The 15975-nt window shown below is 72.2% G+C and carries 12 protein-coding genes; 2 read left to right on the top strand and 10 right to left on the bottom strand.

Features of this window, described 5'->3' with window-relative positions:
• The first annotated feature begins 11 nt into the window (after positions 1–11).
• Positions 12–2162 carry an MMPL family transporter gene (locus ACXJKB_RS13455; RefSeq protein ID WP_457189124.1) on the top strand — a complete coding sequence of 717 codons (2151 nt, stop codon included), beginning with the start codon at positions 12–14 and terminating at the stop codon, positions 2160–2162.
• Positions 2163–2167: 5 nt separating this feature from the next.
• Here the strand turns inward: ACXJKB_RS13455 and map are convergent, their stop codons facing one another.
• The 6 genes from map to ACXJKB_RS13425 form a co-directional block, all read right to left on the bottom strand.
• Complete coding sequence (gene map / locus ACXJKB_RS13450; protein WP_457189122.1) at positions 2168–2944, bottom strand: type I methionyl aminopeptidase; 777 nt, start codon at positions 2942–2944, stop codon at positions 2168–2170.
• 10 nt (positions 2945–2954) lie between these two features.
• Positions 2955–3644: a hypothetical protein gene (locus ACXJKB_RS13445; RefSeq protein WP_457189120.1), complete on the bottom strand. Its 690-nt coding sequence runs from the start codon at positions 3642–3644 to the stop codon at positions 2955–2957.
• A 51-nt stretch (positions 3645–3695) separates the two neighbouring features.
• Positions 3696–4928, bottom strand: a complete 1233-nt coding sequence (locus tag ACXJKB_RS13440) for an ROK family protein (RefSeq protein WP_457189119.1) — start codon at positions 4926–4928, stop codon at positions 3696–3698.
• Positions 4929–4936: 8 nt separating this feature from the next.
• Complete coding sequence (locus tag ACXJKB_RS13435) at positions 4937–6223, bottom strand: sugar ABC transporter permease (protein WP_457189117.1); 1287 nt, start codon at positions 6221–6223, stop codon at positions 4937–4939.
• Positions 6224–6241: 18 nt separating this feature from the next.
• Complete coding sequence (locus ACXJKB_RS13430) at positions 6242–7018, bottom strand: ATP-binding cassette domain-containing protein (protein ID WP_457189115.1); 777 nt, start codon at positions 7016–7018, stop codon at positions 6242–6244.
• Between the two features lie 117 nt (positions 7019–7135).
• On the bottom strand, positions 7136–8239 hold the full coding sequence (locus tag ACXJKB_RS13425) for a sugar ABC transporter substrate-binding protein (RefSeq protein WP_457189113.1): 1104 nt from the start codon (positions 8237–8239) through the stop codon (positions 7136–7138).
• A gap of 204 nt (positions 8240–8443) precedes the next feature.
• On the opposite strand from ACXJKB_RS13425, the gene aceB reads away from it, so the two are divergent.
• Positions 8444–10024 carry a malate synthase A gene (gene aceB / locus ACXJKB_RS13420; protein ID WP_457189111.1) on the top strand — a complete coding sequence of 527 codons (1581 nt, stop codon included), beginning with the start codon at positions 8444–8446 and terminating at the stop codon, positions 10022–10024.
• Here the strand turns inward: aceB and ACXJKB_RS13415 are convergent.
• From ACXJKB_RS13415 to ACXJKB_RS13400, 4 genes are read right to left on the bottom strand one after another with little or no spacing between them, the layout of a single operon-like run.
• Entirely contained in the window at positions 9981–11348 is a 1368-nt protein-coding gene (locus ACXJKB_RS13415) for a guanine deaminase (protein WP_457189109.1), read from the bottom strand. The genes aceB and ACXJKB_RS13415 overlap by 44 nt on opposite strands.
• Positions 11345–12160, bottom strand: coding sequence for a xanthine dehydrogenase accessory protein XdhC (xdhC, locus tag ACXJKB_RS13410; protein WP_457189107.1), 816 nt, complete (start codon positions 12158–12160; stop codon positions 11345–11347). The genes ACXJKB_RS13415 and xdhC overlap by 4 nt, the downstream gene beginning before the upstream one ends.
• A gap of 1 nt (position 12161) precedes the next feature.
• Complete coding sequence (gene xdhB / locus ACXJKB_RS13405; protein ID WP_457189105.1) at positions 12162–14537, bottom strand: xanthine dehydrogenase molybdopterin binding subunit; 2376 nt, start codon at positions 14535–14537, stop codon at positions 12162–12164.
• Positions 14534–15928 (bottom strand): xanthine dehydrogenase small subunit, encoded by a 1395-nt coding sequence (locus ACXJKB_RS13400; RefSeq protein ID WP_457189103.1) that lies wholly within the window; start codon positions 15926–15928, stop codon positions 14534–14536. Before ACXJKB_RS13400 ends, xdhB begins: the two co-directional genes overlap by 4 nt.
• Between the last annotated feature and the right edge of the window lie 47 nt (positions 15929–15975).

Genomic DNA, 15975 nt, shown 5'->3' with positions numbered 1-15975 from the left:
AACTGAAAGGCATGCACCGACAGATCGCTGGGACCCTGACCGGCCGCGTGACCAAGTGGATCGTCCTCGTGGCGGTCCTGGCGCTCACCGCGATCATGGCCTCCTTCTCGGCCAAGCTCACCTCGGTCCAGAACAACGAGGCCTCTTCGTGGCTGCCCGAGTCGGCGGAGTCGACCCAGGTCCTGGAGGAGCTGTCCGAGACCGTCGACCCCAACGACATCCCCACCCTGGTGGTCTACCAGCGTGACGGCGGGCTGACCGAGGACGACCTCGCCCAGATCGAGGCCGACGGCCCGGAGATCGCCGCGATCGACGGGGTCACCGACCAGGGCGTGCTGACGCCTGCGGCCGCGGAGGCAGCCGCGGCCCAGGGGGCGCCGGTGCCGACGCTGGTGTCCGACGACGGCGAGGTCGCCTACCTCTACTTCGTGCTCAACTTCGGAACGAACGGCTGGAACGACATCCCCGACGCCGCCGACGAGATCCGTGGCATCGCCACGCTCGACGGCGGGCAGGTCCACCTCGCCGGCTACGGCGGACAGGCCGCTGACTCCGCCGAGGCCTTCGAGGGCATCGACACCAACCTGATCTTCGCGACGCTCGCCGTCGTCATCGTGATCCTGCTCTTCACCTACCGGAGCCCGATCCTGTGGCTGCTCCCGATCCTGTGTGCCGTCTCGGCCAACTTCATCGCGACCGGCCTGGTCTACCTCCTCGCGAAGTACGCCGACCTCACGGTCAACGGCCAGAGCCAGGCCATCCTGAGCATCCTGGTGATCGGGGCCGGCACCGACTACGCGTTGCTGCTCGTCGCGCGCTACAGGGAAGAGCTCCGTCGTCACGAGGACCGCCACGAGGCGATGGCGTTCGCGCTGCACCGCGCGGCGCCGGCGATCTTCGCCAGCGCGGCGACGGTGGCCGTCAGCATGCTGTGCCTGTCGTTCGCCGACCTCAACTCCACCGCCGGCCTCGGCCCGGTCCTCGCCATCGGCGTCGCCGTCACCATGCTCGTGATGGTGACGCTGCTGCCGGCGCTGCTGGTGATCTGCGGCCGCTGGGTCTTCTGGCCCAAGCGCCCCGCCTACCGCAGCGCCGAGCCCACCGCCAACGGCTTCTGGGCCCGCGTCGGTCGCTCGATCAGCCACCGCCCGCGTCGGGTCTGGCTCACGACCACCGGTCTCCTGCTGCTCGCCTGCCTCGGCCTGTTCCGGCTCGACGCGTCCGGGCTCTCCACCGAGGACACCTACACGAAGGAGTTCGACTCCATCAAGGGCCAGGCGCTGCTCACCGACCACGGCCTGGCCGACAACTCCAACACGATCCAGGTCGTCACCAACGCCGACCAGGCAGCCGAGGTCGCGGCGTCGCTGGAGGGCGTCGAGGGGCTCGGCGCCCCGGGCGAGGTCCAGCCGATCTCCGACGACCGGGTGTGGTTCGAGGCGACGGTCAACGCCGACATCTCCTCGACCACCGCGGCCGACATCGTGGAGTCCAGCCGCGAGGCCGTCCACGGGGTGTCGGGTGCCGACGCGGTCGTCGGGGGCGGTGCTGCGTTCTACCTCGACACCAAGATCGCCTCCGAGCGCGACAGCAAGGTCATCATGCCGCTGGTCCTGGGCGTGGTGCTCCTGATCCTGATCGGGCTCCTGCGGGCGGTGGTCGCGCCGGTGATCCTGATCGCGACGGTGGTGCTGTCGTTCGGCGCCGCCCTCGGTATCTCGGCGCTGCTCTTCGAGTACGTCTTCGGCTTTGCCGGGTCCGACCCAGGGTTCCCGCTGTTCGCGTTCGTGTTCCTCGTGGCGCTGGGGATCGACTACAACATCTTCCTGATGACCCGGGTGAGGGAGGAGACCGTCACCTACGGCACCCGCAAGGGCTCCCTGATCGGACTGGCTTCCACCGGAGGCGTCATCACCTCGGCCGGCATCGTCCTCGCCGCCACCTTCCTGGTGCTCGGCTCGCTGCCGCTGGTGTTCCTGGCCGAGCTGGGCGTGGCCGTGGCGCTCGGCGTCATGCTCGACACGCTCGTCGTCCGGTCGGTCCTGGTCACGGCGCTCAACCTCGACCTGGGCGGCAAGATCTGGTGGCCGAGCAAGCTCGACTCAGCCGACACCCCGCTCACCGAGAGCGAGRCGGAGGCCCCGCTCGAGACGGTGCACTAGCAGCGTCAGGCGGGGGTCGCGAGGGTCAGGACCTCCGCGCCGTCCTCCGTGATGGCGATCGTGTGCTCGCTGTGAGCCGTCAGGCAGCCGGTGGCGCTGCGCAGCGTCCAGCCGTCGTCGTCGGTGACCAGCTCGTCGGTGTCGGCCATGATCCACGGCTCGAGCGCCAGCAGCAGGCCGGGGCGGAGCTTGTAGCCCCGGCCCGGTCGGCCGTCGTTGGACACGTGGGGGTCCTGGTGCATCGTCGTGCCGATGCCGTGGCCGCCGAACTGCATGTTGATCGGGTAGCCCGCGTCGCCGAGGACCGTGCCGATCGCGTGGGACAGGTCGCCGATCCGGGCGCCCGGGCCGGCGGCGGCGATGCCGGCGGCCAGCGCCCGCTGGGTGGTCTCGATCAGCTCGACGCTCCCCTCCGGGCGGCTCTCCCCCACCACGAAGCTGATCGCGGAGTCGGCGGCGACCCCGTCGAGGCGGACCGCGAGGTCGAGGGTGAGCAGGTCGCCGTCGGCGAGGCGCTGGTCGCGCGGGCGTCCGTGCAGCACGGCGTCGTTGACCGCCGTGCAGACGTAGTGGCCGAACGGGCCCCGGCCGAAGGACGGGGCGTAGTCGACGTAGCAGGACTCGGCGCCGGCCTCGCGGATCATCTCGGCCGTCCAGCGGTCGAGGTCGAGCAGGTTGGTCCCGACCTCGCAGCGCGAGCGCAGCGTCTGCAGGATGTTGCCGACGAGGGCGCCGGTGTGGCGGGCGCGGTCGACCTGGGCCGGGGTGAGGATCTCGATCATCGGGGCGCCATCATCTCAGGCCCAGCCTCGCACACTGCTTGCGCGTGTCACCGCTGCACAGGTCGTCGAGGGTGAGGATGCCTTCGGCCACCAGCACGGAGGTGAGGGTGTCGACGGTGACGTCGCGATCGCGGTAGAGCCACGACTCCACCCCGTCGACGTCCTCGCCGCCCTCGACGGGCTCGTCGGCGAGGTAGGCCACCGCCAGGTCGGCGGCACGGTCGCTCATCGCCCCCGTCGGCACGTAGGTCATCGACTTCTCGTCGCCGCGGACGATGTCGCGGGCGGCCTCCACGTCGGAGCCCGTCTGGCTGGGCAGCGAGCCGCTCTCGAGGCCCACGAAGCGGTCCGACCCGGGGACGAGCTCGCCGAACGAGATGACGGGCAGGTCGCCGGCGGTGAGGGTGTCGAGGTCGTCGGGGTCGACCGGCACCACGACCACCACGTCCGCCGAGGCGGCCTCCGCCTGGCGCGCCTGGCTCTTCTGGGTGTCGGCGTCGCCCTCGGCGTCGTACACCCGCACGCGGCACTCGTCGCAGGTCGACTCCACCCGGTCGGTGAGCCGGTCGACGTCCACCACGCGGGAGGAGGAGTCCGAGCCGTCGGCCACGAGCACCGCGATGGTCGGCTCGTCGCCGACGCAGCCCGACAGCAGCGGGGCGACGACGAGGGCAGCGGTGAGGAGTCTTGCGCGGAGCATCCGGAGGAGGTTATCGGCTCTGCCCTGCAGGGACCGCGCCGGCGGCGCCGCTCATCCGGCGAGCCGCGTGCCGACGCCGACAAGCGCCGTGCCGAGGGCGGCCACCGGGTCCACGAAGAGGGGCTCGAGCGCGATCTCCGCGGCCCCGAGGAGCGAGGAGTCGGACCCGAGTCCCGGGAGGGTCAACGTCACCGACTCGAGCGGAGCCGGCAGCGCGCGGTTGGCGAGCCCGGCCTCGACCTCGGGCCCGACGAGCGCGTAGAGGGAGCGGAAGTAGCCCCCCAGCACCACCTGGCGGGGGTTGAAGACGTTGACGATGCTGGCCAGTCCGTGTCCGAGGGCCGTCCCGGTGGCGCGGAGCGCCGGTGACGGCTCGCCGAACCCGTCGAGCACCTCGTCGAGCTGCGCCACCTTGTCGGTCGGGCAGTGGATGGCCTCGGCGATGGCGTGCGCGCCGACCTCGGTCTCCCAGCAGCCCCGGTTGCCGCAGTGGCACTCGCGCCCCGCCGGGTTGAAGCGGAGGTGGCCCACCTCGCCGGCGTAGCCCCCGGCGCCCTCCAGCCGGACGCCCCCGGTGATGACGCCGGCACCGACACCGACGTTGCCCGAGACGTAGATGAGGTCGTCCACCCCGACGGCCACCCCGCGGACGTGCTCGGCGAGCGCGCCGAGGTCGGCGTCGTTCGCGATCGACACCGGGACGTCGAGGCCGAGCGCGGCCAGGACGATGCCGCCGAACGACACGTCGTGCCACTCGAGGTTCGGGGCGAGGCGGATCAGGCCGTCGCTGTTGCGCACGAGGCCGGGGACGCTGATCCCGATGCCGACGAGCTGCGCGGCATCGGGGACCTTCTCCACGACACAGCGGATCAGTCCGGCGACGGCGGCGCCCACCTGCCACGCCTCGCCGTCGCTGCGCACCGGCGCCTGCGCCCGCTGCAGCACGCGTCCGCCCAGGCCGATGCGAGCCACGACCGCCCGGTCGACCCCGAGGTCCACCGCGATGACGAACGGGCCCTGCTCGGCGATGCGGACGCCGGCCGACGGTCGGCCGGCACCCTGGCGCGGCGTCCCCTCGACCGGAAGCACCCGCTCGGTGATGCCGAGTGCCTCCAGCTCGTTGACGAGCGCAGCGATGGTGCTGCGGTTGAGCCCCATGAGGCCGGTCAGCTCGGCGCGCGAGATCTGACCGGCTCCGTGGACGTGCCGCAGGACGGTCCCGAGGTTGTGGCGACGCGCGAGCTCCTGGTTGGTGCCCAGGCCCGGACGCCGGCGGGTGGTCATGTCGGGCCCTACACGCCGGCAGAGGAGCGGCGGCGGCGCGAGATGGCGTCCACGCTCGCGGCGAGCAGGAGCACCCCACCCGTGACCAGGAAGTTGATGTAGCTCGCCTGGTTGAGCAGGCCGAGACCGTTGGGGATCGTCGCGATCACCAGGCCGCCGATGACTCCGTCGATCGCCCGGCCCCGGCCACCGAAGAGGCTGGTGCCGCCGATGACCGCAGCGGCGACGGCATACAGCAGGACGTTGCCGCCGCCGGAGCCCGGCGAGACCTTCCCGACGTACGACGCCAGCAGGAGTCCACTGATCGCCGCCATCGTGGAGCAGATGATGAAGGCCGCGATCCTGATGCGCGTGACGTTGATGCCGGCGCGGCGGGCAGCCTCGGTGTTGCCGCCGACGGCGTAGAGGTGCCGGCCGAAGCGGGTGCGGCCCAGGACGAAGGTCCAGAAGAGCAGGAGTGCTATCACCAGGGGCAGCACCCAAGGGATGCCCCGGATCTCGAGGAAGTTGGGGTTGGGTGAGCGGTTCGCGCTGAGCAGCGCCGTGATGCCGAGCACGATCACGGCGAGCACGACGATCCGGATGATCACGAGGCCCAGCGGCTGGTGGACCAGTCCCTTGGCGGAGAGCGTGCGGTAGTTCCACAGGGAGAGTGCGGCGAAGCAGAGGACGATCAGGATCGCCGCGATCCAGCCGGCGGTCACCGGCACGTTCTTGATCGACAGTCCGCGCAGCACCTCGTCGTTGAAGCGCAGCGAGCCGCCGGCCCCGATCAGCTTGAGCGGTACCGCCTGAAGTCCGAGGAAGAAGGCGAGCGTGACCACGAAGGAGGGAATGCCGAGGAAGGCGACCAGTGAGCCGATTGCGAGGCCGATCACCGCTCCGACCGCGAGGCCGGCCAGGGTCGCCGTCCACCACGTCCAGTCGTAGTCGATGAGCATCAGGGCGGTGATCGTCGCTGAGGCACCACCGGCGACACCGGCCGAGAGGTCGATCTCGCCGAGCAGCAGGACGAAGATCAGGCCCATCGCCATCACGCAGATCGAGCCCGCCTGGACCACCAGGTTGGCCATGTTGTACGTCGTCAGGAACTTGTCGTTGAGCGAGGCGAACAGGATGAAGAGGAAGACGAGGCCGAGGATGGCGGGCAGGGAGCCCATGTCACCGCCGCGGAGGCGGTTGAGGTAGTCACGGGCGGAGTCGCCGATCGTGGCCGCCTGGAGGTTGTCGCTGTCGAAGCCGCTCGGGGCCGGTTCGGCCGCGGGAGCGGACTGGGTGTCGTTGTCGACGGTCATGAGAGTCTCCGGTCCTTCTCAGACGGCTGCGGTCGTGGAGTTCTCGGCGATGCCGAGGTCGCCGGATCGTCCGGCGGTGATGAGCTCGACGATCTGGCTGTGGTTGACGTCCTTGGCGGCGACGTCGGCGGCCACCCGGCCGAGGTAGAGCGCGGTGATCCGGTCGGCGACCTCGAAGACGTCGCCCATGTTGTGCGAGATCAGCACGACGCCGAGGCCGCGGTCCGCGAGGCGGCGGACGAGGTCGAGCACCTGGCGCGTCTGGGCGACACCGAGGGCCGCGGTGGGCTCGTCGAGGAGGACGACCTTGGAGTTCCAGAGCACGGCCTTGGCGATCGCGACCGTCTGGCGCTGGCCGCCGGAGAGGCTGGCGACGCTCTGGCGCACCGACTTCACGGTGCGCACGGAGAGGGACGCGAGGGTCTCGCGGGCGCGGGACTCCATGGTGATCTCGTCGAGGCCGATGCGCTTCTTCTCCTCGCGGCCGAGGAACATGTTCTGGACGATGTCGAGGTTGTCGCAGAGGGCGAGGTCCTGGTAGACGACCTCGACGCCGAGGTGGGCCACGTCACGCGGGCCGTGCACCTCGACCTTGTTGCCGTCGAAGAAGTATTCGCCGCTGTCGCGGCCGTAGATGCCGGCGATGATCTTGACGAGCGTCGACTTGCCGGCGCCGTTGTCGCCGACCAGGGCGGTGACCTGTCCGGGGTAGACGGCGAAGTCGACGTCGTGCAGCACGTGCACCACGCCGAAGCTCTTGTTGACTCCGCGCAGCTCGAGCAGCGGTTGAACCATGGTCCCACTTCCGATCAGCAGAATTTGTTGTGCGAGAGGACGGAGGACGACGCCCGGGCCGAATGGTCCGGTCCGGGCGTCGTCGTACCGCTGAGGGTCAGGCTGTCCCGACCGGGATCAGGAGATGCCGGCCTCGGTGCACAGGTCGGCGAACTTCCCGGTGCACACGTCCTCGGCCTTCTGGCCACCGTCGTCGATGACGTCGCCGACGTTGTCCTTGGTGATGGCCTGCGGCTCGAGCAGGATCGAGGGGACCTCGCTGTCGTCGGAGGAGTCGACCGTGGTGCCGGTGGTCTCGGCCTCGTCACCGTTGACCAGCGCGATGGCGGCGTCGGCCAGCGCACCGGCCTCCTGCGTGGCGGACTTGTAGACCGTCATGCACTGGGTGCCGGCGAGCACGTTCTGCAGGCCCTCGACGGTAGCGTCCTGGCCGGTGACCGGGACCTTGCCGGCCTGGCCGGGGCCCTCGAGGATGCTGATGGCCGCACCGCCGAGACCGTCGTTGGCGGCGAGCACGCCGTCGACCTTGCCGTCCGCAGCGGTGTAGAGCTGCTGGAAGATCGTGGCGGCCTCCTCGTTGTCCCAGTCCGGGACGGCCTGCTCACCGACGACGGTGTAGTTGCTCATCTTGTCGAGCACGCTGTGCGCACCCTCGGCGAAGAGCGTCGCGTTGTTGTCGGTCGGCGAGCCGTTGAGGTAGACGATGTTGGCCTTCTTGTCGCCGAGGCAGTCCGCGAGGCCCTGGCCCTGCAGCTCGCCGACGACGGTGTTGTCGAAGGAGACGTAGTACTCCGCCGAGCCGCCGAGGGTGAGGCGGTCGTAGTCGATCGTCGCGACGCCCTGGGACTTGGCCTTCTCCTGGATGGCCGCGCCGGACTCGGAGTCGAGGTTCACGATCGCCAGGACCGTGACGCCGTTGCCGATCATCGTGTCGGCGATCTGCGTCATCCGCTCGGCGTCGCCCTCGGCGTTCTGGATGTCGTAGTCGACGCCTGCCTCGTCGAAGGCCGCTTCGAGGGCGGGTCGGTCCGCGCTCTCCCAGCGCACCGAGGACTCGGTGTCGGGCAGGATCACGCCGATCTTGCCGCTGTCGGCCGAGCTGCTGCTGTCGCTGCTGCCGCCGTCGTCGCTGCCGCTGTCACTGTCGTCACCGCCGCAGGCGGTCAGTGCCATCGACAGGCCGAGCAGGGGGACGAGGACCAAACTGTGCTTCCGCTTCACGCGAACCGCCTCCTAGCGATCTGACGTACGTCCGCTACCGCCCAGCGCGGAGGCGCGTACATATGTTGTTCCACGCAACATATGGAGTGACCACCGTCACGTCCAGATCGCCGACCCGGCTGTTGCCGGTTCGTTACCGAAACGGGCTCGTGGGGCTGCTGTGGACTGGACCACCGACGAGCCCCGACGGCTAGCGTGGCGTCCATGACCGGCCTCGACGTGTCCGCCCCGCCCGTGCCGAGGTCCGAGGAGGTGCTCACCCCCGAGGCGCTCGCCTTCGTGGCCGACCTCGACACCCGCTTCCACGAGCGTCGTGACGAGCTGCTCGCGGCCCGCCGGAGCCGGCGCGAGGAGATCGCCCGGACCGGCCGGCTCGACTTCCTGCCCGGGACGGCGGACGTGCGTGAGTCCGACTGGACGGTCGCGCCCGTGCCCGCGGACCTGCGCGACCGCCGCGTCGAGATCACCGGTCCGACCGACCCGAAGATGGCCATCAACGCCCTCAACTCCGGCGCGCGGGTGTGGCTCGCCGACCTCGAGGACGCCAACACCCCGCACTGGCGCAACGTCGTCGGCGGCCAGCTGACCCTGCGCGACGCCGTCCGCGGACGCCTCGCCTTCACCTCCCCCGAGGGCAAGGAGTACGCCGTCGCCGACCCGGCGAGCACCCCTGTGGTCCTCCCCCGCCCCCGCGGCTGGCACTTCGACGAGGCCCACCTCACCGCCGACGGCCGTCCCGTGGTCGCGGCCCTGGTCGACTTCGGCCTGCACTTCTTCCACAACGCCCGCGAGCTGCTGGCCGCCGGGAGCGGGCCCTACTACTACCTGCCGAAGATGGAGTCGCACCTCGAGGCGCGGCTGTGGGACGACGTCTTCACCCACGCCGAGGCGGCGCTCGGGGTGCCGCACGGCTCGGTGCGGGCGACCGTCCTGATCGAGACCATCACGGCGGCCTTCGAGATGGACGAGATCCTCCACGAGCTGCGCGACCACGCGGCCGGGCTCAACGCCGGCCGCTGGGACTACCTCTTCAGCATCATCAAGAACTTCCGCGACGCCGGTCCCGGCTTCACCCTCCCCGACCGCAACGCGGTGACCATGGCGGCGCCGATGATGGCCGCCTACAGCGACCTCCTCGTGCGGACCTGCCACCGACGCGGCGCCTTCGCGATCGGCGGGATGGCGGCCTTCATCCCGAGCCGGCGCGACGCCGAGGTCAACGAGCGCGCCTTCGCCAAGGTGCGCGAGGACAAGACCCGCGAGGCCCGCGCCGGCTTCGACGGATCGTGGGTGGCCCACCCCGACCTGGTGCCGCTGTGCGAGGAGGTCTTCGACGCCGTCCTCGATGGCCGCGACAACCAGCTCGACGTGCTCCGCGACGACGTGGCGGTCTCGGCCGCCGACCTGCTCGCCGTCGGCGAGACGCCCGGCGAGCGCACCGAGGCCGGGCTGCGCGGCAACGTGCGGATCGGCATGCAGTACCTCCACGCCTGGCTGTCGGGCAACGGCGCCGCAGGCATCGACAACCTCATGGAGGACGCCGCCACCGCCGAGATCTCCCGCTCGCAGGTGTGGCAGTGGGTCCACAACGGCGCCACCCTGGCCTCGGGCGAGGTGATCACGCGCGAGCTCGTCGAGCGGCTGGTCGCCGAGGAGCACGAGGCCCTCGGCGGCGCGGTCGACGACGACGCCCGCCGGCTCTTCGTCGACTGCGCACTGGGCGAGGACTTCCCCGACTTCCTCACCCTGCAGGCGTACGACGTCCTGCTGGCGCGGGGCGACTGACCGGCCGGACGAACCCGCCGGAGGCGACCTGGTCGCCGCCGACCCACACGTCGGCGACGTCGGCGTCACCGGCGAGCGCGAACACCTTGCCGAGGGCCTCCTCCGGCGACCCGGCGTGCCGCAGCCCGATGTCGAGCGCGGTGCCGACCGGCGGCCGCACGCAGATCGCGTCGAACTGCTTGCCCGGGCTCAGGTCACCGGTCACCTCGCCGAGCCCCAGCGCCGCGGCGCCCGCCGCGGTGCTGAGGTGCAGCAGATGGCCCGCGGCCAGCGGCAGCCCGTCGGCGCCGAGCAGGTGCTGCAGGAAGTAGGCCTGCAGGCCCTCCTTGAAGATCGAGAACCCGGTGCCGGCACCGACGTCGCTGCCGAGCGCGACGCGCACGCCCGCTGCGACGTGGCGCCGCAGCGAGAACATCCCGGAGCCGAGGGCGGCGTTGCTGGTCGGGCAGTAGGCCACCGCTGTGCCCCGGGCCGCGAGCACGTCGAGCTCGGCGTCGGTCGGGTGCACGTTGTGCGCCAGCACCGAGCAGCCGCCCAGCAGGCCGTGGTGGTCGTAGGTGTCGACGTAGTGGTCCCGGTGCGGGAACTGGTCGGCGACCGTGGCGACCTCGGCGTTGTTCTCGTTGACGTGGGAGGTGAAGCAGGCGCCGTCGACCGCGGCGAGGACGTCGGCGCACGCAGCGAGGATCGCGTCAGAGGCCGAGAGCGCGAAACGCGGCGTGACGGCGTAGCGGAGCCGCCCCCGGCCGTGCCAGTCCCCGGCCAGGCGGACGGCCTCGTCGTGGGACCGCTCGGGCGTGGTGAGCAGCGGCTCGGGCAGGACGCGGTCGCTGACCACGAGCCCGCTGGTCATCCGCAGCCCGAACCGCTCGGCCTCGGTGAAGAGGGCGTCCATCGCGGGCGCGAAGTGGGACCCGAAGACCAGCGACGTCGTCGTCCCGGCGGCGACGAGACCGGCCACGAGCTCGCCGGCCACCGTGGCGGCGTACGACGTCGAGGCGAGGCGCGCCTCCTCCGGCAGGGCGCACCGCTCGAGCCACTCGAGCAGCGGCATGCCGAGGGCACCGATCACCCGCACCTGGGGGAAGTGGACGTGGGTGTCGACCAGACCGGGCAGCAGCAGGCCGGACCGGAGGTCGATGACGGGCGCGTCGGAGCGCGAGGCTGCCACCGACGCGAACGGGCCGCGGTCGGTGATCACCCCGTCGTCGGAGACGGCGAGCCCGAGGTCGTCGTCGTAGCGGAACGCCGGGCCGCTCGTGGTGAACGGGTCGTCGGGAGCGTCGTAGGCGCGGGCCCGGTAGACGACCCCCGCACCGCTCACCTCAGGGTCCGTGCGTGGTCGGCGGCGAGGAGTTCCATCAGCTCGGCGGCCACCGAGACGGCGATCGCGGCCGGCAGCTTGGAGGAGGGACCGGGCAGCCCGATGGGGCAGCGGATCCGGTCGATCGTGGCCCCGTCGTGACCCTCCACCGCGAGGCCGGTGCGGAAGCGGGACCACTTGGCGGCCGACCCGATCAGCCCGACCGACCCGAGGTGGGTGCAGCGCAGGGCGGCGTCGCAGAGGGCGAAGTCCTCGGCGTGGTCGTGGGTCATCACCAGGACGTGGGTGCCTGCCGGGACCGCTCCGAGCGCCAGCTCGGGGACCGGCGAGTGGTGGACCCGCACCCGCGCCTCCCCGTCGGCCGGCAGCGCCAGACGCTCGTCGGAGAGCAGGCCCGGGCGGGAGTCGACGAGGTGGAGGTCGAGGTCGTGGGCCGCCAGGATCCGCGCGAGCTGGAGCCCGACGTGGCCGACGCCGAAGATCGCCACGGACCCCACCACCGGCAGCGGCTCGAGCAGCAGGGTGACCTCGCCGCCGCAGCACTGGCGACCGTGGTCGGTGCGCGCCTTGTCGGTGAGGCCGAGGACGAGCTGCTCCGGGGCGTCGGTCCCCTCGTCGAGCATCGCCCGGGCGCGGGCGAGGGCCGTCTCCTCGAGGTTGCCGCCACCGACGCTGCCCCACGCCGCCTCCGCCGAGACGACCATCTTGGATCCGGCGTCACGAGGGGCGTGCCCGCGGACGTCCGCGATCGTGACCAGCACCCCGGCCAGCCGCTGCTCCCGCAGCCTCTCGACCGCTCCCAACCAGTGCACGTCAGGCCTCCCCCGCCGCGCGGGCCGCCTGCTCGGACCGCGGGTGGAGGGCCGGCGCCGCCGGGTCCGGCCGGTCGGGCACGACACCCGGCAGGCCCTCGACCACGTGGTCGGGGGCCGCACCCCGGGCACGCTCCGCCGCCCAGAAGACCGCTTCGGGCGTGGCCGGGGAGGCGAGCTCGACGCTGGCGCCCCCCGGTCCGAACGCCGCGACCGCCTCGCGCAGTGCCTCACGGACCGCGAAGGCCAGCATGAGCGGCGGCTCACCGACCGCCTTCGAGCCGTAGACGGCGCCGTCCTCGTGCGCGTGCTCGAGCAGGGTGACATTCAGCTCGTCGGGCAGCTCGCCCAGGCTCGGGAGCTTGTAGGTGCTGGCGGACTGCGTGGTGAGCCGGCCACGCCCGGGACCGTCGGACTCGTCCCAGCGCAGGTCCTCCATCGTCAGCCAGCCCACTCCCTGCACGAAGCCGCCCTCGACCTGGCCGATGTCGACGAGCGGGGACAGGCTGTCTCCGACGTCGTGCACGATGTCGACCCGCCGGGTGCGGTGGGCGCCGGTGAAGCCGTCGACCTCGACCTCCGCCGCCGCGACGCCGTAGGCGAAGTACTTGAACGGGTGGCCGCTCATCTGCGTGGAGTCCCAGTGGATGCCCTCGGTGCGGTAGAAACCGGCCGCCCACAGCTGCACCCGGCTGAAGTAGGCCTCGCGGACCAGCTCCTCCCATGCCAGGCCGCGGCCCGCGTCGACCTCGCGCAGGCGCGCCAGGACCTGCTCGCAGGCGTCCTTGACCGCGCCGCCGTTGAGGTCGGCGCTGGAGCTGGCCGCGGTCGCGGACGTGTTGGGCACCTTGTCGGTGCGGGTGGGTGCGACGCGGACCTTCGCGAGCGGTACGCCGAGGGTGGTGGCCGCGACCTGCAGCATCTTCGTGTGCAGCCCCTGGCCCATCTCGGTGCCGCCGTGGTTGATCAGCACCGACCCGTCCTTGTAGACGTGCACCAGTGCACCGGCCTGGTTGAAGGCGGTGAAGTTGAAGGAGATGCCGAACTTCACCGGCGTCACCGCGAGGCCACGCTTGCGGTGGGGGTGGGCGGCGTTGAAGGCCGCCACCTCCGCGCGACGGCGTACGACGTCGCCGTCGGCGAGCACCTGCTCCCAGGCAGCTGCCAGCCGCTCGGGGTGGCGGACCACCTGCCCGTAGGGCGTGGCCTGGCCGTCGACGTAGAAGTTGCGCCGGCGCAGGTCGACCGGGTCGATCCCGAGCAGCGGGGCGCAGCGGCCGAGGATGTCCTCCACCACCAGCATCCCCTGCGGTCCGCCGAAGCCGCGGAACGCGGTCTGGGACGTCTTGTGGGTGCGCGCCACCCGGCCGTGGACGAGCACGTGCGGGATCCAGTAGGCGTTGTCGACGTGGCACAGCGCCCGCGCCAGCACCGGCTCGCTGAGGTCGAGGCTCCAGCCGCCGTCGGAGGTCAGGGTCGCCTCGAGCGCGGTCAGCCGCCCGTCGTCGTCGAAGCCGACCCGCCACTGCGCGTGGAACCCGTGGCGCTTGCCGGTCATCGTCATGTCGTGGGTGCGGCTCAGGCGCAGGCGCACGGGCCGGCCGGTGAGGACGGCACCCAGCGCGGCGACGGCCGCGAAGCCGTGGGGCTGCATCTCCTTGCCGCCGAAGCCGCCGCCCATCCGCAGGCACTGCACGGTCACGTGGTGGCTGTCGAGGCCGAGCACGTGGGCCACGATCTCCTGCGTCTCGCTCGGGTGCTGCGTGCTGCTCTGCACGAACACCTGGCCGCCCTCGTCGATGAGGGCGAGCGAGGCATGGGTCTCGAGGTAGAAGTGCTCCTGGCCCGCCATCTCCGTGACGCCGCTGTAGACGTGGGTCGCACCGGCGAGGCCCGCCTCGACGTCACCGCGGGCGACGACGGGCCGGCCGCCCTGGAAGTGCGCGGCGTCGATCGCCTCGGTCAGCGACACGATCGCGGGGAGCGGCTCGTAGTCGACCTCGACCGCGGCCGCGCCGACGCGCGCGGCCTCGAGGGTGTCGCCCAGCACCCAGCAGACCGCGTGCCCGACGAACATCACGACGTCGGGGAACAGCGGCTCGTCGTGCTTCACGCCGGCGTCGTTGGTGCCGGGGACGTCGTCCGCGGTCAGCATCCGGACGACCCCCGGGACGGCCAGGGCCGCGGAGGTGTCGACCCGCGTGACCCGGGCGTGCGGGTGGGGCGAGCAGACGGGGTGGGCGTGCAGGACGTGCGGCGTGCGGTGCACCAGGTCGTCGGTGTAGAGCGCGTGGCCGGTGACGTGCAGCGCCGCGCTCTCGTGGGGCAGGGCGAGGCCGACGACCGCGTCGCCGGGGCGCTCGGAGACATGGCTCACTGGCGCTCCCCCTCGTCCCAGTCCTCGGCCCACCACGCCCTCAGCGCGTTGCCCAGCATCGCCGAGCGGTAGGCGGCGCTGGCCCGCTGGTCGTCGATCGGCGTGCCCTCCCCCGCCAGCACCCGGGAGGCCTCCTCGACCGTCTCCTTCGTCCACGGCCGTCCCTCGAGCGCGGCCTCGGTGGCACGGGCGCGCAGGGGCGTGGCGGCGACGCCGCCGAGGCCGATGCGGGCCCTCACGACCGTGCCGTCGACGACGTCGAGGGCGGCCGCGACGGCGACGCTGGAGATGTCGTCGTAGCGCCGCTTGGCGATCTTGCGGAACGTGGTGTGCGCGGCGAGCGGCATCGGCACCCGGACGGCCCGGACGAGCTCACCTGGCCGCAGCACGGTCTCGCGGTAGCCGGTGAAGAAGTCCGCCAGCGCGACCTCCCGGTCACCGGTGGTGGAGGCGAGCAGCAGCGTCGCGTCGAGGGCAAGCAGGGCGGGCGCGAGGTCACCGATCGGCGACGCGGTCGCGAGGTTGCCGCCGATGGTGGCGCCGTTGCGGATCAGCGGCGACGCGAAGAGCGGCCAGACCTCCGCGAGCAGGGGCACGGTGTCGCCGAGCGCGGCCTCGACCTCGCTCAGGGTCAGCGCGGCACCGATCTCGACCGGACCGTCGGTCGAGACCCCGCGCAGCTCGGGCAGCCGGTCGACCGCGACGACGTAGGACGCCCGGCGGCCGCGCAGGTTGGCCTCCACGCCCCAGTCGGTCGACCCGGCGACCAGCACGGCGTCGGGGTGGTCGGCCAGGAGCGTGAGCGCCTCGGGGAGGTCGGCGGGGCGGGCGAACCCGTCGACCCGGGTCGGCATCGCCGCCGGCGCGGGGCTCGCCTGCCGCTCCGCCAGGGGGTCTGCGGGTGCGGGACCGTCGAGGGCGCGGGCCGCGTCGCGGATCGGGCGGTAGCCGGTGCAGCGACAGAGGTTGCCGGCGATCGCGTGCAGGTCGAACCCGTCAGGCCCTGCCTCGCGGTCGGGCCGGTAGTACTCCGCCGCCATCGAGCAGGCGAAGCCCGGCGTGCAGTAGCCGCACTGGGAGCCGCCTGCGGCGGCGAGCCCCGCCTGGACCGGGTGCATCCGCTCGGGCGTGCCGAGCCCCTCAGCGGTGACGACCTCCTGCCCGTCGAGCGCGAGCGCCGGCACCAGGCAGGCGTTGACCGGCGTCCAGCGACTCCGGGCCCCGTCGGGGCGGGCGACCATCACCGCGCAGGCGCCGCACTCGCCCTCCGCGCAGCCCTCCTTGGCGCCGGTGAGCCCGAGGCCGCGCAGGAAGTCGAGCGCGTTGGTGTGGGTGGGCGTCCCGGCGAGCGGGCGCGGCTGCCCGTTGACGGTGACCTGCGGATCCGGCACGTGCTCTCCCCTCGGCAGCGCAGACGTCGCATGGTTCAGGGAGTCAC

The sequence above is a fragment of the Nocardioides sp. P5_E3 genome (assembly GCF_054049275.1).
This window is presented reverse-complemented; position numbering and strand designations above follow the sequence as displayed.